The following is a 19051-nucleotide window of genomic DNA, read 5'->3' on the forward strand; positions in this document are numbered from 1 at the left end:
CAAGATGCTTAGTACATGTAAAGGAATTGGCGAAAGTTTTAAGGCGGGTGGGAGTGCGCCGGAGCGCGGGCGCGGTGGCCGCGCCGGGGGCGCGATTGGGTAGCGTGGGGAGATCGTCGGCCGCCCGAAGGGACCCTCGTACCGATGAACTTCCCCTGGCCGCGCCGTTTTCGCCCCCGCGGCACCGCGCGCGGCGTTCCCCGCCGCAGCCGCCTGATCGCGGCCGCGGCCGCCCTCGCGGCCCTCGCCGCGGCGGGCACGTGGGCCGTGGCCGGCGGGGACGAGGCCGAAGTGCACCGCGAGGACCGGGTGTTCGACATGCCCGAGGCCCCGGGGAGCGACGACACCGTGGCCATCGACACGTCGTGGTTCACCTCGGGCCCCGAGGGCGAACGCCGCCCCGCCGTCCTCCTCGGCCACGGCTTCGGCGGCAGCAAGGACGACGTCCGCGCCCAGGCCGAGGACCTCGCCCGCTCCGGCTACGCCGTGCTGACGTGGTCGGCCCGCGGCTTCGGCACCTCCACCGGGCGGATCGGGCTCAACGACCCCGACGCCGAGGTCGCCGACGTGCGCCGCCTCGTCGACTGGATCGCCGAGCGCCCCGAGGTCACCCTCGACGCCGAGGGCGACCCCCGCGTGGGCGTCACCGGCGCCTCCTACGGCGGCGCCATCGCCCTCCTCGCCGCGGGCCACGACCCGCGCGTGGACGCGATCGCGCCCCTCATCACCTACTGGGACCTCGGCGAGGCACTGTTCCCCGAGGGCGTGTTCAAGCGGCTGTGGGCCGGGATCCTGTTCACCACGGGGTCCACCAGGGCCGGATATGTCGAGCAGTCCACCGACCCGTTGACCGACCCGGGCTGCGGCCGTTTCACCGCCGAGCTGTGCGACCTCTACGAGCGCGTCGCCGTCTCGGGCGAGCCCGACCCCGAGGCCGAGCGCCTGCTGGCCGAACGCAGCCCCTCCGCCGTCGCCGAGAGCATCGACGTGCCCACCCTGATCGTCCAGGGCCAGCACGACTCCCTCTTCCCGCTCGACCACGCCGACGCGATGGCCCGCGCGATCACGGCCAACGGCGCGCCCGTCGCGCTCGACTGGATCTGGGCGGGCCACGACGGCGGCATCTCCGAGGACGACCGCGTCGAACGCCGCGTCACCGCGTGGTTCGACCGCCACCTCAGGGGCGACGCGGGCGCCGACACAGGCCCCGCCTTCCGCGCCACCCGCATCACCGGCTTCGACTCCACCGACGGCGCCACCCTGCTGCGCGGCGCCGAGGGCAGCGCCTACCCCGGCCTGGAGGGCGAGGCCCGCGAGGTCGAGCTCACCGGCGACCCGCAGACGTTCGTCAACCCCGCGGGCGGCTCCCCGCCCGCCGTCTCCACCGTTCCCGGGCTCGGCTCGCTCGGCCAGCTCAACGCCCTCGGCCTCGGCCTCTCCCTCGACTTCCCCGGCCAGTACGCCCGCTTCGAGTCGGCGCCCCTCGACGAGACCGTCCGCGTCACCGGCTCGCCCACCGTCCGGCTGACCGTGGAGTCCGACGCGCCCGAGGCCGTGCTCTTCGCCAAGGTCTACGACGTCTCGCCCGACGGCTCCCAGCAGTCGCTCCCCGCCCAGCTCGTCGCGCCCGTGCGGATCGACGGCACCGACGAGGGCCGCACGGTCGACGTCCGACTGCCCGTCGTCGACTACCCGTTCGAGGCGGGCCACCGCATGCGGCTCGTGGTCTCCACGACCGACCTCGGCTTCGCGTCGCCCGACGAGCCCGCCACCCACACCGTCGCCCTCGCCGGGGAGGGGCTCACCGTCCCGACCGCGCCGGGCGTCTCGACCGGCGCGACGCCGCTGCCCTGGTGGACAGGGGGCCTGCCGCTCGCCGCCGCCGCGCTCGCCGCCGCCCTCCTGCTCACCGGCCGCCCCCGCGCCACCGACGCGGCGCCCGACCCCCGGCTCGCCGACGTTCCCCTGCGGATCAGCGGGCTCACCAAGCGCTACAAGGGCGCCGTCGACCGCTACGCCGTCCAGGACCTCTCCTTCCAGGTCGCCCGCGGCCAGGTCCTCGGCCTCCTCGGGCCGAACGGCGCGGGCAAGACCACCACCCTGCGGATGCTGATGGGCCTGATCGCCCCCGACGCCGGGGAGATCCGCGTCTTCGGCCACCCGATCCGCCCGGGGGCGCCCGTGCTCTCCCGGGTGGGCGCGTTCGTCGAGGGCGCGGGCTTCCTGCCGCACCTCACGGGGCGCACCAACCTGGAGCTGTACTGGCGCGCCACCGGGCGCCCCGCCGATGACGCGCACCTGGAGGAGGCGCTGGAGATCGCCGGGCTCGGCGACGCCGTCCACCGCGCCGTGCGCACCTACTCCCAGGGCATGCGCCAACGCCTGGCCATCGCCCAGGCCATGCTCGGGCTGCCCGAGCTGCTGATCCTCGACGAGCCGACCAACGGCCTCGACCCGCCGCAGATCCGCGCGATGCGGGACGTCATGATCCGCTACGCCGCCGAGGGCCGCACCGTGATCGTCTCGAGCCACCTGCTGGCCGAGGTGGAGCAGACCTGCACCCATCTCGTCGTCATGGCCAACGGGCGGCTGGTCAGCGCGGGGCAGGTCGCCGACATCGTGGGGCGCGGCGAGACCCTGCTCGTCGGCACCCCCGCGCCGATCGACGACGCGCTGCTCGACCGGGTGGCCGCGCTGCCCGGCGTCGCCGCCGCGGCCCGCGCCGACGGCGGGCTGCTGATCCGCCTCGACGCGGGCGGCGAGGGCCGGAACCCCGGCGAGGACACGGGGGACGACACCGGCGACGCCGCGCGGCTGCTCACCGAGCTGATCGCGCTCGGCGTCCCGGTCCACAGCATGGGGCCCCAACGCCGCCTCGAGGACGCCTTCCTGACCCTGATCGGAGGTGCCTGATGACCACGGCACTCGACGCCGCCCCCGGCTACAGCCCGCGCCGCACGCTGCCGCTGCGCGTGGAGGCCGTGCGCCAGCTCCGCAGGCGCCGCACCCAGGTGGTTTTCGGCCTGCTGATCGTGCTGCCGTTCGTGGTGGCCGCCGCCTTCGCCGTGGGCGGCGAGCCCGGCGGCGGCGACGAGGCGGGGACGCTGCTCGACACCGCCACCGCGTCGGGCGCCAACTTCGCCGCCACCTGCCTCTTCCTCGGGACCGGCTTCCTGCTCGTGGTGCCGGTCGCGCTGTTCTTCGGCGACACCGTCGCCTCCGAGGCGGGCTGGTCCTCGCTGCGCTACCTGCTCGCCGCCCCCGTGCCGCGCGCCAGGCTGCTCGTCGCCAAGCTGGCCGTCGCGCTGGCGTTCAGCGCCGCCGCGATCGCCGTGCTGCCGCTGGTCGCGCTCGGCGTGGGCGCCGCCGCCTACGGCTGGGGCCCGCTCGAGCTGCCCACGGGCGGCACCCTGCCCGCCGCGGAGGCGGCGGGCAGGCTCGCCGTCGCGACGGCGTTCGTCATGGTCAGCCAACTGGTCGTCGCAGGCCTGGCGTTCTGGCTCTCCACGGTCACCGACGCCCCGCTCGGCGCGGTCGGCGGGGCGCTCGGGCTGACCATCGTCGGCAGCATCCTCGACGCCATCACCGCGCTCGGCGACTGGCGCGACTTCCTGCCCGCGCACTGGCTGTACGCGTGGGCCGACGCGCTCCAGCCCGAGGCCGAGTGGGGCGGCATGATCCGCGGCGCCTCGGTCTCGGTGTCCTACGCGCTGGTGCTGTTCGCCCTGGCGTTCCGCGGCTTCCGCACCAAGGACATCGTGTCCTGAACGCCGCGCCCTGAACGCCGTGTTGAACGGCCCTACCGCCCCCCGCGCGCGGCGAGGCCCGCCCTGACGCGTTCCATCAGGATCGGCAGCTCCCGCACCCGCACGCCCGTCGCGTGGTGCACGGCGTTGCCGATGGCCGCCGCGGCGCCGACGATGCCGAGCTCGCCGATGCCCTTGGTGCCCAGGGGGTTGACGCGCTCGTCCTCCTCGGGGAGCCAGTGCGCCTCGATCCCCCGGATGTCGGCGTGCGCCGCGATGTGGTACGTCGCCAGGTCGTGGTTGGCGAAGTCCCCGAAGCGCGGGTCGGGTTCGAGCACCTCGTGCAACGCCATGGACAGGCCCATGATCATCGCGCCGACGAGCTGCGAACGCGCCGTGCGGGCGTTGACGACCCGGCCCGCCGCGAAGACGCCGAGCAGCCGCTCCACCCGCACCTGCCCCGTGACCGCGTCCACGCGCACCTCGGCGAACTGCGCGCCGAACGCGTGCCGCGCCAGGTCGGGCAGGGCCGCCACGTCGTCGGTGGTGTCCGCGGCCACCTCGACGCCCTCGGGGCCCACCGCGCCGCCCCGCCCGCCCAGCTCGGCGATCAGCGCGCGGCACGCCTTGTCCACCGCCCAGCCCCACGAGTTGATGCCCGCGGAGCCGCCCGCGAACTCGGCGAACCCGTAGGCGCTGCGGCCCAGTTCGAGCGTCACCCGGTCGAGGGGCGCGCCCAGCGCCTCGGCCGCGAGCTGCGTCAGGGCCGTTCGCGCCCCGGTGCCGATGTCGACCGCGGCGATCCGCACCGTGAACCGCCCGTCGGGCTCGGCCCGCGCGCTCGCCGTGGACGGCATGATGTGCACCGGGTACCTGGCGGCCGCGACGCCGGTCCCGACCAGCCAGGGCCCCTCCCGCCGCACGCCAGGGGTGCGGTCCCGCGTCCCGTCCCAGCCGAAGCGGCGGGCGCCGTCCCGCAGGCACGCCACCAGGCTCCTGCTGCTGAACGCGCGCCCCGAGTCGGGCTCCACCTCGGGCTCGTTGCGCACCCGCAGCTCGATGGGGTCGAGGTCGAGCGCGTACGCGAGCTCGTCCATCGCCGACTCCAGCCCGTACATGCCCGGCGCCTCGCCCGGCGCCCGCACCCAGCCGGGCGTCGGCACGTCGAGGCGCGCCAGCCGGTGGGTGGTGCGCAGCGCGGGCGTCGCGTACATGGCGCGGGTGGGCGTCGTGGTCTGCTCGCAGTACTCGGTCAGCCGCGACGACTGCTGCAACGCGTCGTGCCACAGCGCCCGCAGGCGGCCGTCCCGCTCGGCCCCGATCCGCACCCGCTGCACGGTCGGCGTCCGGTAGGTCACCAGCGTGAACATCTGCTGCCGGGTCATGGCCACCTTCACGGGCCGCCCGACCGCGCGGGCGGCGAGCGCCGCGAGCACCGTCGGCGGCCTGACCAGGGCCTTGGAGCCGAAGCCCCCGCCGATGTGCTCGGAGATCACCCTGATGTTCTCCACCGGCACCTCGAAGAGCCCGGCGACCCGCTGCGCCGTGCGGAACGGGCCCTGGTTGCTGTCGTGGAGCGTGAGCGTGTCGCCGTCCCATGAGGCGACGGCGGCGTGCGGCTCCATCGGCGCGGCGTGCTCGGGCGGCGTGGTGTAGGTGACGTCGAGGCGGACGGGCGCCTCGGCGAGGCCCGCCGCCACGTCGCCCTTCTCCCGGCGCCCGGGGAAGCCGCCGTTGACCGACTCCGGCTCGTAGATCCCCGGCGCGTCCTCGCGCAGCACCGCGTCGTGCTCCTCCTTCTCGTAGGAGACGCGCACCAGGGCGGCGGCCTCGCGCGCGGCCTCGGAGGTCTCCGCGACGACGGCCGCGACGAGCTGCCCGTGGAAGGCGACCCTCGGGGACTGGAGAAGGGCCAAGTCCCCTTCCCGCTCGGCGAGTCGGGGCGCGTTGTCGCTCGTCAGCACGGTGATCACGCCCGGCTGCGCCAGCGCGTCCGCGGCGTCGATCCGCGTCACCCTGCCGCGCGGGATGTCCGAGGTGACAGCCCAGGCGTGGACCGCGCCCGCCACCTGGTACTCGTGGCTGTACAGCGCCGCCCCTGTCACCTTGGCGACACCTTCGAGGCGGGCGACCCCCGCGCCCACGGCCGTCCCGCTTCCCGCCCTCATCGCTCGCTCCCCGCCGGGGCCGCGAGGGCCAGGACCGTCTCGGTGAGCACGTCGGCCGCGAGGCCCACCTTGAACGCGTTGTGCGGCAGCGGGCGCGCGGCGGCGAACTCCGCGTCGGCCGCGGAGCGCACCAGGTCCCGCGTCGGCCGTCGGCCCGTGAGCAGCCGTTCCGCCTCCCTGGCCCGCCAGGGCAGCGGGGCGACGCCGCCGAGCGCGAGCCGCACGTCGCGCAGCGCGCCGTCCTCGTCGAGGGTGACCAGGACCGCGACCGAGACCACGGCGAACGCGAACGACCAGCGGTCGCGGACCTTGCGGTAGCGCATCGCGGCGCCCACGGGCGGCGGCGGCACCTCGACGCCGGTGACGAGGTCACCGCGGCGCAGCACCGTCTCGCGGTCGGGGGTGTCGCCAGGCAGCCGGTAGAGGTCGGTCAGCGGGATCCGGCTCGGCCCCTGGCCGTCCCCGATGGGCCGCACCAGGACGGTGGCGTCGAGGGCGGCGAGGGCGACGGCCAGGTCGGAGGGGTGGCTCGCGACGCACGCGTCGGACGTGCCGAGCACGGCCAGGTCGCGGTGGCTGCCCTCGACGGCGGCGCAACCGGTGCCTGGCGCCCGCTTGTTGCAGGGCTTGCCGATGTCCTGGAAGTAGACGCAGCGGGTGCGTTGCAGCAGGTTCCCCGCCGTGGTGGCGCGGGCCCTGAGCTGGCCCGAGGCGCCGGCGAGCAGCGCCTCGGACAGCAGCGGGAAACGGCGGCGGACGCCGGGGTCGCCCGCGAGGTCGCTGTTGCGGACGGTCGCGCCGACGACGAGCGAGCCGTCGTCGCGGTGGTCGACGCGGTCGTAGGGCAGGCCGTTGATGTCGACCACGAGGGACGGCCTGGCCACGCCGAGCTTCATCAGGTCGACGAGGTTGGTGCCGCCCGCGAGGAGCGTCGCCCCGGGGTCGCTCGTCAGCAGGGCCGCCGCGTGCTCGGGCCCTGTGGCGCGCTCGTAGACGAAGGGCCTCATCGCGCACCCGCCGCGGCCAGGACGGCGTCCACGATGCGGGGGTAGGCGGCGCAGCGGCACAGGTTGCCGCTCATGCGCTCGCCGACCTCGGCCGCGTCCAGGTCGCGGGCGGAGCGCGGCCCGTTCGCGACGTCGGGGGTGACATGGCTGGGCCAGCCGCGGTCCGCCTCGGCGAGCGCGCCGATCGCCGAGCAGATCTGGCCCGGGGTGCAGTACCCGCACTGGAAGCCGTCGTGGTCGATGAACGCCCGCTGGATGGCGGCCAACCCGTCGGCGGCGCCGCCGTCGAGCGCGGCGACGCCCTCGATGGTGACGATGTCGCCGCCCCGGACGGAGGCGGCGAGCAGCAGGCAGCTGTTCACGCGCCGCCCGTCCATCAGCACGGTGCAGGCGCCGCACTGCCCGTGGTCGCAGCCCTTCTTGGTGCCGGTGAGGCCGAGGTGCTCGCGCAGGGCGTCGAGCAGCGTGGTGCGGTTGTCGAGGGTGAGGCGGTGGTCGCCGCCGTTGACGCGGAGGGTGAGGTCGCTGGTCGGTGCTGGGGTCGTTGCCATGGGGCAAATCCTGGCATTCGCGGGCGAATCGCCCAGGGCAACACGCGAATCGCCCGGGGCAACACGCGTGCGCCGCCCGTCACCCGGCCGTTCGGCCCGCCTGGGCGCGCTCCGGTGGGCGCCGCTCCGCGAGCAGGCCGCCGAACAGCGCGGTCCACTGCTCGCGGATCGCCTCGGGGGAGTAGCGCTGCACGGTGGCGAGGCCCGCGTCGCCCATCTCGGCGCGCAGCGCCTCGTCGCCCATCAGCCTGCGCATGGCGGCGGCCAGCCCCTTGACGTCCTCGGGGGGCACGAGCAGCCCCTCCTTGCCGTCGGTGATGACGTCGGCGGGCCCGGTGGGGCAGTCGAAGCTCACCACGGGCAGGCCGTGCGAGAGCGCCTCGATCAGCACCATGGGCAGCCCCTCGTACCGCGAACTCATCACGAACATCGACGCCTTGGCCATCTCGTCGTCAAGCCGGTCGGTGCTGCCCATGAGGAGGACGTGATTGTAGAGGTGGTGCTTGTCGATCAGCCTTCTGAGCTGGGGGCGCTTGTCGCCCTCGCCGTAGATGCGCAGCTGCCAGTCGGGGAAGTCGTCGACCGTCCGCCGATAGGCCGCGATCATGAGGTCGAACGCCTTCTGGTGGCGCAGCCGCCCGGCCGCGATGGCGATCTTCGAGGTGCAGGTGGCGGGCTTCTGCCGCAGCGAGTGGACGGCGTTGGGGACGCGGACGACCTTGGTGCCGGGCGCCTTGCGCGCGTACTCGTCGCGGTCCCTGCTGGTGAGCACGGCGACCGCGTCGAGGCGCGGGTAATAGCGGATGATCGCGGCGCGCAGGTCGGGCTTGTGGGTGCTGAGGTTGACGTGCTCCTGGCCCACCCTGACGACGCCTTCGGTGGCGAACCCCGCGGCGAGGAGGTTGAGCGCGGGGCGCGTGGTGACCAGGACGCCGTCGGTCAGCGTCGCCATCCAGCCGGTGACGGCCCGTTCGATCCTGCGGTTCATGGCCTGGTACCCGGCCTCGCTGACCGGGATGTGGCGCGGCGGGCGGTCGCCGAGGCGGGTGGCGCGGCGGGCCCGCAGCCGCGCGATGAGGCCGCGCGGGGGCGGGGGCGCGGCGGACGGCCTGGCGTCGGTGAGGGAGCTGAGCCGCACGCGCGGGTCGACGGTGAAGTAGGGCTCGTCCTTGCGCCGCAGCACGCTGACCAGCTCGACGTCGTGGCCCGCCGCGGCCATGGCGTTGGCCTGGGTGATCACGGTGCGGATGGTGCCGCCCATCCCGTAGGCGTGGAGCAGCAGATAACGGATTTTCATGGGGTCGCCTTCGTGGATACTCCGGCCTTCAGGTCGGGGAGGAAACGGAGCTCCTGCGGAGCGGGGCAGGGAAAGCCGGTTCGCCGTCAGGGCGGAGCGGCGTCCGCCGCTCACCGGCAGACGCTCACACGGGAGCTGATAGGTTGTGAGGTATGGCGCGGCAGGTCAAGCGGGCATTCAGGTACCGCTTCTACCCCACGGACGAGGAGGCGGCGGAGCTGTCGCGCACGTTCGGCTGCGTGCGCCTGGTGTACAACAAGGCGCTGGAAGAACGCACGTGCGCCTGGTACGGCGAGCAGCGCCGGATCTCCTACGTGGAGTCGTCGGCGATGCTGACCGGATGGAAGAAGACCGAGGGACTGGCGTTCCTGACGGAGGTGTCCTCCGTCCCGCTCCAGCAGGCCCTCAGGCATCTCCAGACCGCCTTCACCAACTTCTTCGCCAAGCGCGCCACATACCCCCGCTACAAGTCCCGGAAGAAGTCGCGCGCGTCGGCCGAGTACACCCGCAGCGCCTTCACCTGGCGCGATGGACAACTGACACTCGCGAAAATGAGGGAGCCCCTGGACATCCGCTGGTCGCGTCCCCTGCCCCAGGGGGCGGAGCCGTCCACCGTGACCGTCTCCCGCGACGCGGCGGGCCGCTGGTTCGTGTCCCTGCTGTGCGAGGACACCGTCACCGAGGCCCCCGCCACGGGCGCGGCGGTCGGTGTCGACGCGGGCATCACCTCGCTGGTGACCCTGTCCACCGGGGAGAAGATCGCCAATCCCCGGCACGAGCGGCGTGACCGTGCGCGCCTGGCCCGCGCGCAGCGGGAGTTGTCCCGTAAGGCGAAGGGCTCGGCCAACCGTGAGAAGGCCCGCCGGAAGGTCGCCCGGGTCCACGCCCGGATCGCCGACCGACGCCGCGACCACCTCCACAAACTCACCACTCGGCTCGTCCGTGAGAACCAAACGGTCGTGATCGAGGACCTCACCGTCCGCAACCTGCTCAAGAACGGCCGCCTCGCGCGCGCCATCTCCGACGCGGCCTGGACGGAACTCCGCTCCATGCTGGAGTACAAGTGCGCCTGGTACGGGCGCGACCTCGTGGTGATCGACCGATGGTTCCCCAGCTCGAAGCTGTGCGGGGCCTGCGGCACGGTCCGCGAGAAACTGCCGCTGAACGTCCGGACATGGACGTGCGACTGCGGCGCGGTGCACGACCGTGACGTGAACGCGGCACGCACCATCCTGGCCGCCGGGCTGGCGGCAGCAGCCTGTGGAGACGGTGTAAGACCTCAACGGGAGTCCTCCCGGACACGGCGGTCGTCGATGAAACAGGAACCCCAGCGGGCGACCGCTGGAACCCCCCGCCTCTAGGCGGGGGAGGAAGTCAAGGGGTGGCCTTCACCTCGACCGAGAGGTTGTCCTTGATCGTGAAATACGGCCGCACCTTGGCCGTTCCGCCGGGCCTGGTGAGGGGCTGCGCGGGGTAGACCATGATCTTCTTCTTGCCCCTGATGTCGTCGAGCACCTTGCCGACGCGCAGCGCGGCCGCCGGGTCCGCGGCCGGGTCGGGGGCGAGGTAGAGGTCCCACACGGCGGGCAGGGGCAGGTCGTCGGGGGCGAGGTCGGCCACGGGGCACGAGACGTCGAACGCCGTGCCCTCGAGCCCGCCGGGGTAGTGCAGCCGCCGCTCGGGCGCCTCGCGGTGCACCAGCATGAGGCCATAGGCGCGGGCGTTCCTCCCGGGGTCGTGGTCGTGGAGCGCGCCGACCAGGCGGAGCCGCCCGTCGCGCGGCCACACCCGTGACAGCTCGGCATGGCCCCTCATGACGCCCGCCGCTTCGCGGGCCCGCCCGCGGGATAGCCCCAGGCGGCGCACACGCCGTGCAGCGCGGGGTGGACGTCGGCCGGGTGCGGCAGCTCACGCCCTGGCAGAACGGTGCCGGAGCGGATCTTGTCCCGCCAGTCGCCGAGCCCCTTGGTCAGGTCGCCGTCCCGCCGGGCGCCGTACGCGACCATGCCGGGCTCGAAGTCCACGTCGAGGAACGCGCACACGCCCTTGAGCGCGGCCGCCGGGTCCTCGGTCAGCTCCTCGTAGCGCACGGTGTGGCCAGGCAGGGCGGCGCGGGCGCGTTCGACGGCGTTCATGTAGCGCAGGGCGTCGGTGGTGGCCTGCTCGGGGCTCCGCTTGACGGGGTCGGCCTCGTGCCACGACCTGGCGATCGACGCGGGGTGGCGCAGCAGGAAGACGAAGCGGGCGTCGGGCCAGCAGGCGGCGATGCGGCGGAAGGAGAACGCGTTGCCCGGGGTCTTCTCCACCAGGAACTCCTTGCCGGAGCGGGCCAGTTCGCGATGGAGCAGCCGGTCCCACAGCAGGTGCTCGGCGTCGGCGCGGTCGAGGCCGAGCGCCCCGAGGGACATCCGGGACAGGCCGGTGGCGAACCGGACCTCGAGGCGCCTGAAGTGCACCTCGTGCGGGGCGTGCAGGCGGCTGTGGCCGCCGAGCGTGAGCCGCAGCAGGGTGGATCCCGAGCGGACGGGCGCGATGACGAACACCGGCCGCTTCAGCAGCCGGTCGAGCCCCGGGTCGGCGGGTGGGCCCCACTCTCCCGGCGTGCGCGGGGGCGGCGCGTGCGGCGGCGGGGTGGCCACGGGCGGGCGCGCGGCCGGGCGCCCGGTGGGGAGGGGGTGGGCCCTGCGGACCTGGAATCCGGTCGCTGAGCCGAGCGCGGCGTTGATTTTCCGAAGCAGAGTCATGGCGTTGAAGGGGGGAGACCAACCGGGAAGGGAACAAAGGATGTCGATTCACGATCGTTCATACACCAGAAATCAACCGCCGGAAATTCCGTGCCCGCCATGCGGGTTGATCGACCAGGGGTATTCCTCGACGACGGAATGCGCGTGTCACACGGAGGGGTGAACGCCCTTTCCTTTCCCCGCTGACAGGACCGCCCGCGGCGGTCGAGAAGGGCCGCGGGCGGTCAGGGCCGTGTCCCTCAATGCCCGCGGCGGGCGGCGAGCTGGCCGATCCAGGACTCGACCTGGGCGTTCCAGTCGTAGCCGGGGATCTGGTGGTGGCCGAGGGTGAAGCGCAGCAGCGCGTCGCCGCCCCCGGTGAAGAACCCCCCGCGCTTGTCGGCCTCGAGTACCACCTCGACCCCCGCGGGCGAGGCGAGGAACGTCAGCTCCACCTCGCGCATCGCGCCGGACCAGCGCGGCGAGGGGATCAGCTCGATCTCCTGGTAGAACGGCAGCTGCTGGCCCGTGCCCCCGATGCGGCCGAGCTCGAGGTCGGCCGACTTGAAGCCGAAGCCCGCCTGCCCGAACGCCTCGAGCACCGCCTCCTGCACGGGCATCGGGCGCACCAGCAGCGGGTCGAGGTCGCCGGTGTCCACCGCGCCCGCGACGGCCAGCTCGGTCTTGACCCCGAGCACGATGCCGAGCGGCTGCCCGTACAGCTCGGTGATCGGCGTCTCCCATGGCACGCCCACGGAGAACGGCACGCTGAACTGCTGCCCCTCCTGGAGGCGGAAGCCGCCCCCTATCGTCTCGCGGTGGAAGACGACCTGCCCCTGGCTCTCCCCCTCCTCGTGCTCGGCCTCCACGCGGGCCACGAAGTGGAGCGTGAGATGCGTGATCTCCGCGTCCATCGAGCCGCCCCGCACATGGACCTGGCCGGTCAGCGGCATCCCCGGGGTGACGGCCCCGCTGCTGAGCACCGTGTCCACCGAGGGGCCACCCACCCCGAGTGAGTTGAGCAACCGTTTGAACACCATCGCGGCGCTCTCCTTTTCTGCCGTGTCGACAAGTCTTCGTCTTCGTGGGAATCGTCTTCGTGGGAATCGCCGTCGTGGCCGAACGACCGGCCTGGTCACGGCCGTTGCCCACGCTACCCCGCGCCTTCGGCGGCCGGGCCCGAACGGTCGGGCCCGGCGAACCGGTCGGTCGCGGCCACCAGCGCCTCGACCGTTCCGGGGTCCCCCGAGCTGTGCCCGGCGTCGTTCAGCACGGTCAACTCGCTGCCGGGCCAGGCCCGTTGGAGGAGCCAGGGGGTGCCCACCAGGTTCCCGGGATCGAGCGCGCCCTGGACGAGCACGCCGGGGATCCCCGCGAGCCGCCCCGCGTCCCGCAGCACCTGGCCCTCCTCCAGCCACGAGCCATGGCTCCAGTAGTGCGTGACGAGCCGGGTGAAGCCCAGGCGGAAGCGCCCCGACGCGTACCGGGGGCTTCCCTCGCCCGACGTGACGTCGATCGTCTCCTCCCACGCGCACCAGTCGCGCGCCGCGCGCTCCCGCACGGCCGGGTCGGGGTCGGCGAGCAGCCGGGCGTAGGCCGCGGCGAGGTCGCCGTCCCGCTCGCCCTCGGGGACGCCCCCGGCGAAGCGCGCCCACGCCTCGGGGAAGTAGGCGCCGAGGCCGCGCGTGAGCAGGTCGGTCTCGGCCCGCCGCCCGGTGGCGAGCCCGGACAGCACGATCTCCGTGACGCGCTCGGGGTGCCGGATCGCGTGGAGCAGGCCGAGCACCGCGCCCCACGAGCCGCCGAACAGCAGCCACCGTTCGATCCCGAGGTGGACGCGCAGCCGCTCCATGTCGCCGAGCAGGTGCTCGGTGGTGTTGGCGGCGAGCAGGGGCTCGGGATCCGCGGCGTGCGGGGTGCTGCGCCCGCTGCCGCGCTGGTCGAACAGCACGATCCGGTACGCCGCCGGGTCGAACCACCGGCGCATGCCGGGGGAGCACCCCGAGCCAGGGCCGCCGTGCACCACGACGGCGGGCTTTCCCTCGGGATTCCCGCAGGCCTCCCAGTACACGTGGTGGCCCTCGCCCACGTCGAGCATCCCGTGCTCGTACGGCTCGATCGCCGGATACCGCGCGTCCATCGTCCCGCTCCCCTTCCCCATGTCTCTCACGCGCCCCGCGGGGCATCGGTTCCCATGAGATGCAACAGCGCTGTTATATTAACGCCATGGCTTCCCCAGCTGCGGCTTCCGGTCTCGGCACCCGCCTGCGCCACCTGCTCGACCAGCTCGAGGGGGACATCGCCTCCCTCTATCCGGCCCTCGGCCTCGACGACTACCGGCCGAGGTTCACCCCGGTCGTGCGCGCCCTGGTGGCGGGCGGGCCCAGCTCGATCAGGGAGCTGGCCCTCGCGATGGGGGTGACGCACTCGGCGGCCAGCCAGACCGTGGCCCAGATGAGCGCGCGCGGGCTGGTCACGTTGGAGGTGGGCAGCGCGGACGCCCGGCGGCGCGTCGTCCATCTGACGCCACGCGCACGGGAGTTGCTGCCGGTCCTCGCCTCGGAGTGGGAGGTGGTGGAGTCGGCGCGCGCGGATCTCGAGGCCGAGTTGCCCTATTCGCTCAGCGAGCTGCTCAGCGCGCTCGAGGCCGCGCTCGAACGGCGTCCGTTCCGTGACCGCATCGCCGACGCCATGGCGAGACGGGATGAGTACGATGACGGGCGATGATACGACCATACGGCTACCGGTCGGGCGGGCCCAGAGCAACCGCCCTGGTCAGCTGTGTGCTCGCCGTCACCGCCCTGCTGTGTGTCGCCGGGATGGGGGTCCAGGGGACCGCCTCCGTTGATCACGCCGAGGAGCGGACGTTCACCGAGCTGCGACCCTCGATGGACCTCAAGGAGCCGGGCGACGCCTGCCACGGTGGCCACGGCTCGTCGGCCACCCCCGTCTCCCCGACACCCGTGCCGCTCCACATCCCGGCGTCCGACCCGGGCCCGCCCACCTTCCGCCCATGCGGCCCGCTCGCCATCGGCGGCCCCACCCACGACGGCGCCTCGGCCGTCGACCTCCACCGCCTCCAGATCCAGCGCACCTAGGGCGAGTCCTACCGCGGCAACCGCGACACCCCCAACCACCCCGTCGAGGACCTGAGGACGACTCCCCACCATGGCAAACAAGCAGACCAAGAAGGCGGCCGCGAGTCGGCGCGCCAAGATAGAGGCGGCTCGCAAGGCGGAGCGCGCGCGGCAGGCGCGCAACCGCACGTTCATCATCATCGGCAGCGCCCTGGCCCTGGCCGCCCTGGTCATCGGCGTGGCCTTCCTGATATCCGAGGCCGAGAGCGGCGACGGCGAGGGCACGACGACCGCCTCGGCGACCGGCGAGCCCGGCGCCATCGAGGGCTCGCGCACGTGGGAGGACCTCAGCCGGAACCATGTCGAGGGCGACGTCGATTACCCGATGACCCCGCCCGCGGGCGGCGACCACGCGGCCGCGTGGCTCAACTGCGACGCCGACGTCTACCAGGACGAGGTCAACTCGGCGAACGCCGTCCACTCGCTCGAGCACGGCGCGGTCTGGGTCACCTACAACGACAGCGCGTCGGACGCCGACGTCGAGGCGCTGACCGAGCGCGTCTCCAGTACCCCCTACTCGCTGATGAGCCCGCTGGCCGCCCAGGATTCCCCGATCGTGCTGACCGCGTGGGGCAACCAGCTCGCGCTCGACACCGCTGACGACCCGCGGGTCGACGAGTTCTTCACGACGTTCGTCCAGGGCGAGCAGACCCCCGAGCCGGGCGCCGCCTGCACCGGCGGGATCTCCGAGTGACCGGAAGGCGCTGGCTGCTCGCGGCCAGCACGGCGCTCGGCGTGGTCGCCGCGTTCCTGGTCGCCGTGGTGGTGATGTCGCCCGAGGGCTCGTCCGCTTCGTCGTCGACGCCGGACGAGGACTCGGTGGACGTGGGGTTCGCCCGTGACATGTCCGTGCACCACCAGCAGGCCGTGGAGATGTCGTTCCTCGTGCGCGACAACACCGACGACGAGGACGTGCGGCTGCTGGCGTTCGACATCATCAACACCCAGGCCAACCAGCGCGGCATGATGCTGGGCTGGCTCGAGGTGTGGGACATGCCCAAGAGCACGTCGACGCCCATGGAATGGATGCCGGGACACTCCATGCCCGACCACGAGGGCATGGACGGCATGGAAGACATGGACGGCGCCGCCGCCCTGATGCCGGGCATGGCGACCGACGAGGACATCGAGGAGCTGACCGCCGCCGAGGGGCGCGCGGCCGAGGTCCTCTTCCTCGAGCTGATGATCGAACACCACCAGGGCGGCGTGGAGATGGCCCGGGCCGCCGCCGACGCGGCGTCGACCGAGGAGGTCGAACGCCTCGCGGGCGGCATGGTGGAGGCGCAGGCGTCGGAGATCGACCTGATGAACGACATGCTGGCCGCCCGCGGCGCCTGACCTGGCCCGTTACCCGTCCACCCGGTGGCCCACCGGGTGGACGGAGGCGTTCTCAGGGGGGCTCATGTGCCGCGCAGCCGGTCCATCTCGCGGCGGTCGCGCTTGGTGGGGCGGCCCGCGCCCCGGTCCCGCTGCGGAAGCGCGGGCAGCAGCTCGCGCGGCGGCCTCGGCGGGCTGTTGTCGACAAAGCACTCCACGGCGACGGCCGCGCCGACCCGCTTCCTGATCACCCGGCTCACCACCACGACCCGCTCCCACCCCGGCTGCCTGACCCTGACCTCGTCCCCGGCCCGCACCGCGTGCGCGGGCTTGACCCGCTCCCCGTTGACCCGGACATGGCCCGCCCGGCAGGCGGCCGCGGCGCTCGACCTCGTCTTGGCCAGCCGCACGGACCAGATCCAGCTGTCCACCCGCACACTGCCCTCGTCTTCGGCCATGGGTCCGATTATCCTTTGGTCGGTCACCAACGTGTACGGCCGAGGGAAGCCGGTGCGAATCCGGCGCTGACCTGCAACCGTGAGCGGCCCACGCATCCGGCGTGGACCGTGAGCCGGGCCACTCGACCGTACAACGGATCCGCTTCCCACTGTCACGGTTCGCAGCGTGGAGCACAGCCACCCGGCTCGTCGGGTCGCCACGTCTGCCATGCGGAAAGGACGTGCTCGCACCCGATGTCCCCCTCTCTGCGCCGTGCCGCGGCGCTGCTTCCCGTGCCGCTGGTCGCGGGCGCCCTGCTGCTGCCGGGCAACGCCTCCCACGCGGACGCCCCGCCCGAGCTCGACGACCCGGCCGCGGCCGCGGCGACCTGGGCCGTCTCCCAGCTCACGGACGGCACCCACGCCTCGGGCGACCACGGACTGACCGCTGACCTCGCGCTCGGCTTCGCCGCCACCGGCACGGCGGGCGACGCGGCCGAGCGCGCCACGGACTGGCTCGCCGCCACCGCCGATGACTACATCACGCGCGGCGATCCGGGCAGCGGCACGGTCTTCGCCGGTGGCCTCGCCAAGCTGGCGCTCGTCGCGTCGGTCGAGCACCGCGACCCCTCGGACTTCGGCGGCCTCGACCTCACCGCGCTGCTGCTCGAACGCCTCGGCGACTAAGGCCGCTTCACGGACGCGGGCGCGGCGGGCGACATGTCCAACCAGTTCACGCAGTCCCTCGCCGTCCTCGCCCTCGACCGCACGGGCGAACTCCCGGACTCCGCTGTCGACTTCCTCGCCTCCACGCGCTGCGCCGACGGCGGCTTCCCGCTCTCCCCGCGCCGCGACCCGAGCCGTTGCACATCCGACACGGACACCACCGGCATGGCCGTGCAGGCGCTGCTGGCCGCGGACCGCGCCGCGGACGCGGAGCCAGGGCTCGACTGGCTGGAGGGCCAGCAGCGGGAGAACGGCGGCGGCTTCGGCTACAACGCCGCGAGCGCCCCCAACAGCAACTCCACCGCCCTGGCCGTCCAGGCGCTGCGCGCGGGCGGGCGCGACGAGGCGGCGGACAAGGGCTGGCTGTGGCTGTACTCGGTGCAGGTCGGCTGCGGCCGAGCCGCGGTGGACCGCGGGGCCGTGGGCTATCTGGAGCCGGTGGCCAACGGCATGGCGCTGCGCTCCACGGCCCAGGCGATGCCCGCGCTCGCGGGCGTGGCCCTCGGCGACATCGACGGGGCGGAGGCCACACCCGACGTCGAGCCGATCGACTGCTCGACGGATCCCCCGCCCGGCGCCACCACGGGGGACACCACCGAGGGCGGCGTGGAAGGCGGCGGCGTCGTCGGCGGCGGCGGCGAGGGCCAGGTGGTGCAGGGCGGCACGACGACCACGGGCGGCGGGGGCGGCGACGCCACCACGACGGGCGGCGAGGCGTCCGGATCCCCCGCGTCGTCGACATCTTCCACGTCGTCCCCCTCCACCGGCGGCCTCGGCCCCGAAGGGCACCTGGCGAGCACCGGCTCGTCGGCCACCGAGCCGCTGGCGTGGGCGGCGATCGGCCTGCTGTTCACGGGCGCGGCCACCTACCTGCTCGCCCGCCACCGCGGGAACCGGCACCCGGTGTCCTGAGCCGCGGGGCCCCGGAGCGACGGCGGCCACCTGGGCGTTGCCCCGTCGGCCGCGCTGCGCGCACCCGTCAGGGGACGAGCACGATCTTGCCGAGCGTGTGCCGTTGCTCCAGCTCCCGGTAGGCGTCGCGGACCTCGTCCAACGGGTAGGCCGCCGCGATCGGGATCTCCAGGGCTCCCCGGTCCACCAGCGCCGCCAGCTCGGCCAGCACCTCGGCGTCCGCCGCGTCGCTGTTGCCCGCCGTCCGCGTGCCGAGGGCCTCGGCGTCGGGGTAGTTGATGATCGTGTTGATCCGCTCGTGCGGGATGCCGAGGTGGTCGGCGAGGTTCAGGTAGTCGTCGCCGAACGTGTCGATGAACGCCGCGGGGCGCTCGCCCTCCGTCGCGGCCAGGATCCGCTGCCCCGTGTCGTCGATGTCGTCGCCGTAGGGGACCGGGATCACCCCGTGGGCCGTCAGCCAGTCATGGTGCCGCTCGCTCGCGAGGCCGATCACGGTGGCGCCGGTGTTCCGCGCCATCTGCGCGGCGATCGAGCCGACCCCGCCCGCCGCGCCCGAGACGACGACCGTGTCCCCGCGTTCCGCGCCCACCGCCCTGACCGACGCGTAGGCCGTGGTCCCGACGACGAACAACGCGCCCGCCGCCAGCCAGGGAACGCCCACGGGGCGCCGCACCAGCCGGTCCGCCTCGGTGACCACGTAGTCCGCCTGGCTGGCCCGCCCGTCGGTCCAGCCGAGCACCTCGTCGCCGATCCGCAGCCAGCTCACCTCGGGCCCGTGTCCCTCGACGACCCCCGCGAGGTCGCTGCCCTGCCCCGAGGGGAACGTCGCGGGCCACCGCTCGCGCAGCGCGCCGCTCCTGATGGCCGACTCGCCGGGGTTGATCCCGGCCGCCTTCACCCGCACCAGGACCTGCCCGGGCCCCGGCTCGGGCCGGTCCACCTCCTCGACGCGGAGGACGTCGACATCGCCGTACTCGTGAAACCTGACAGCCCGGGGCATCGCGGGTCCCTTTCTGTTCCGGGGAGAACG

At 73.8% G+C, this 19051-nt stretch carries 18 protein-coding genes, 1 pseudogene and 1 riboswitch; of the genes and pseudogenes, 9 read left to right on the top strand and 10 right to left on the bottom strand.

Annotated elements, in window-relative coordinates; genetic code table 11:
• Window positions 1–144: 144 nt before the first annotated feature.
• Complete coding sequence (locus tag D7318_RS24865) at window positions 145–2913, top strand: alpha/beta fold hydrolase (RefSeq protein ID WP_120699432.1); 2769 nt, start codon at window positions 145–147, stop codon at window positions 2911–2913.
• On the top strand, window positions 2913–3767 hold the full coding sequence (locus tag D7318_RS24870) for an ABC transporter permease (protein ID WP_120699433.1): 855 nt from the start codon (window positions 2913–2915) through the stop codon (window positions 3765–3767). Before D7318_RS24865 ends, D7318_RS24870 begins: the two co-directional genes overlap by 1 nt.
• Before the next feature lie 32 nt (window positions 3768–3799).
• On the opposite strand, the gene D7318_RS24875 is transcribed toward D7318_RS24870, so the two are convergent.
• From D7318_RS24875 to D7318_RS24890, 4 genes are all read right to left on the bottom strand, one after another.
• Window positions 3800–5914, bottom strand: coding sequence for a xanthine dehydrogenase family protein molybdopterin-binding subunit (locus tag D7318_RS24875; protein WP_120699434.1), 2115 nt, complete (start codon window positions 5912–5914; stop codon window positions 3800–3802).
• Complete coding sequence (locus D7318_RS24880; RefSeq protein WP_120699435.1) at window positions 5911–6921, bottom strand: FAD binding domain-containing protein; 1011 nt, start codon at window positions 6919–6921, stop codon at window positions 5911–5913. The genes D7318_RS24875 and D7318_RS24880 overlap by 4 nt, the downstream gene beginning before the upstream one ends.
• Window positions 6918–7472 (bottom strand): 2Fe-2S iron-sulfur cluster-binding protein, encoded by a 555-nt coding sequence (locus tag D7318_RS24885; protein ID WP_120699436.1) that lies wholly within the window; start codon window positions 7470–7472, stop codon window positions 6918–6920. The genes D7318_RS24880 and D7318_RS24885 overlap by 4 nt, the downstream gene beginning before the upstream one ends.
• Before the next feature lie 79 nt (window positions 7473–7551).
• Complete coding sequence (locus tag D7318_RS24890) at window positions 7552–8769, bottom strand: glycosyltransferase family 4 protein (protein ID WP_120699437.1); 1218 nt, start codon at window positions 8767–8769, stop codon at window positions 7552–7554.
• A gap of 152 nt (window positions 8770–8921) precedes the next feature.
• Here D7318_RS24890 and D7318_RS24895 point away from each other — a divergent pair, with 152 nt between their 5' ends.
• Window positions 8922–10130, top strand: a complete 1209-nt coding sequence (locus D7318_RS24895) for an RNA-guided endonuclease InsQ/TnpB family protein (RefSeq protein ID WP_120699438.1) — start codon at window positions 8922–8924, stop codon at window positions 10128–10130.
• Between the two features lie 13 nt (window positions 10131–10143).
• On the opposite strand, the gene D7318_RS32995 is transcribed toward D7318_RS24895, so the two are convergent.
• The 4 genes and pseudogenes from D7318_RS32995 to pip all read right to left on the bottom strand — a co-directional run bounded on the left by D7318_RS32995 (window position 10144) and on the right by pip (window position 13632).
• Window positions 10144–10584: a hypothetical protein gene (locus tag D7318_RS32995; RefSeq protein WP_183091593.1), complete on the bottom strand. Its 441-nt coding sequence runs from the start codon at window positions 10582–10584 to the stop codon at window positions 10144–10146.
• Window positions 10581–11513 carry a sulfotransferase family protein gene (locus tag D7318_RS24900; RefSeq protein WP_183091594.1) on the bottom strand — a complete coding sequence of 311 codons (933 nt, stop codon included), beginning with the start codon at window positions 11511–11513 and terminating at the stop codon, window positions 10581–10583. The genes D7318_RS32995 and D7318_RS24900 overlap by 4 nt, the downstream gene beginning before the upstream one ends.
• A gap of 248 nt (window positions 11514–11761) precedes the next feature.
• Window positions 11762–12532: pseudogene (locus tag D7318_RS24905) on the bottom strand (sporulation protein); the annotation flags it as partial.
• Window positions 12533–12645: 113 nt separating this feature from the next.
• Entirely contained in the window at window positions 12646–13632 is a 987-nt protein-coding gene (gene pip, locus D7318_RS24910) for a prolyl aminopeptidase (protein WP_120699440.1), read from the bottom strand.
• Between the two features lie 86 nt (window positions 13633–13718).
• On the opposite strand from pip, the gene D7318_RS24915 reads away from it, so the two are divergent.
• From D7318_RS24915 to D7318_RS24930, 4 genes are all read left to right on the top strand, one after another.
• Window positions 13719–14219, top strand: a complete 501-nt coding sequence (locus D7318_RS24915; protein ID WP_120699441.1) for a MarR family winged helix-turn-helix transcriptional regulator — start codon at window positions 13719–13721, stop codon at window positions 14217–14219.
• A complete protein-coding gene (locus tag D7318_RS24920; protein ID WP_147437809.1) occupies window positions 14216–14590 on the top strand; it encodes a hypothetical protein in 375 nt (124 codons plus the stop codon). The genes D7318_RS24915 and D7318_RS24920 overlap by 4 nt, the downstream gene beginning before the upstream one ends.
• Before the next feature lie 70 nt (window positions 14591–14660).
• Window positions 14661–15323 (top strand): DUF3105 domain-containing protein, encoded by a 663-nt coding sequence (locus D7318_RS24925; protein ID WP_120699443.1) that lies wholly within the window; start codon window positions 14661–14663, stop codon window positions 15321–15323.
• On the top strand, window positions 15320–15967 hold the full coding sequence (locus D7318_RS24930; RefSeq protein WP_408055530.1) for a DUF305 domain-containing protein: 648 nt from the start codon (window positions 15320–15322) through the stop codon (window positions 15965–15967). The genes D7318_RS24925 and D7318_RS24930 overlap by 4 nt, the downstream gene beginning before the upstream one ends.
• Window positions 15968–16029: 62 nt before the next feature.
• Here D7318_RS24930 and D7318_RS24935 read toward each other — a convergent pair whose 3' ends face one another.
• Window positions 16030–16404, bottom strand: a complete 375-nt coding sequence (locus D7318_RS24935) for an RNA-binding S4 domain-containing protein (protein WP_120699444.1) — start codon at window positions 16402–16404, stop codon at window positions 16030–16032.
• Between the two features lie 3 nt (window positions 16405–16407).
• Window positions 16408–16549: riboswitch (cobalamin riboswitch) on the top strand.
• 89 nt (window positions 16550–16638) lie between these two features.
• On the opposite strand from D7318_RS24935, the gene D7318_RS24940 reads away from it, so the two are divergent.
• Complete coding sequence (locus D7318_RS24940; protein ID WP_120699445.1) at window positions 16639–17070, top strand: hypothetical protein; 432 nt, start codon at window positions 16639–16641, stop codon at window positions 17068–17070.
• Window positions 17071–17103: 33 nt separating this feature from the next.
• Entirely contained in the window at window positions 17104–18021 is a 918-nt protein-coding gene (locus D7318_RS24945; protein WP_120699446.1) for a prenyltransferase/squalene oxidase repeat-containing protein, read from the top strand.
• A 67-nt stretch (window positions 18022–18088) separates the two neighbouring features.
• On the opposite strand, the gene D7318_RS24950 is transcribed toward D7318_RS24945, so the two are convergent.
• A complete protein-coding gene (locus D7318_RS24950; protein WP_120699447.1) occupies window positions 18089–19021 on the bottom strand; it encodes an NADP-dependent oxidoreductase in 933 nt (310 codons plus the stop codon).
• Between the last annotated feature and the right edge of the window lie 30 nt (window positions 19022–19051).

Source organism: Streptomyces radicis, assembly GCF_003626575.1.
GTDB lineage: Bacteria > Actinomycetota > Actinomycetes > Streptomycetales > Streptomycetaceae > Streptomyces > Streptomyces radicis.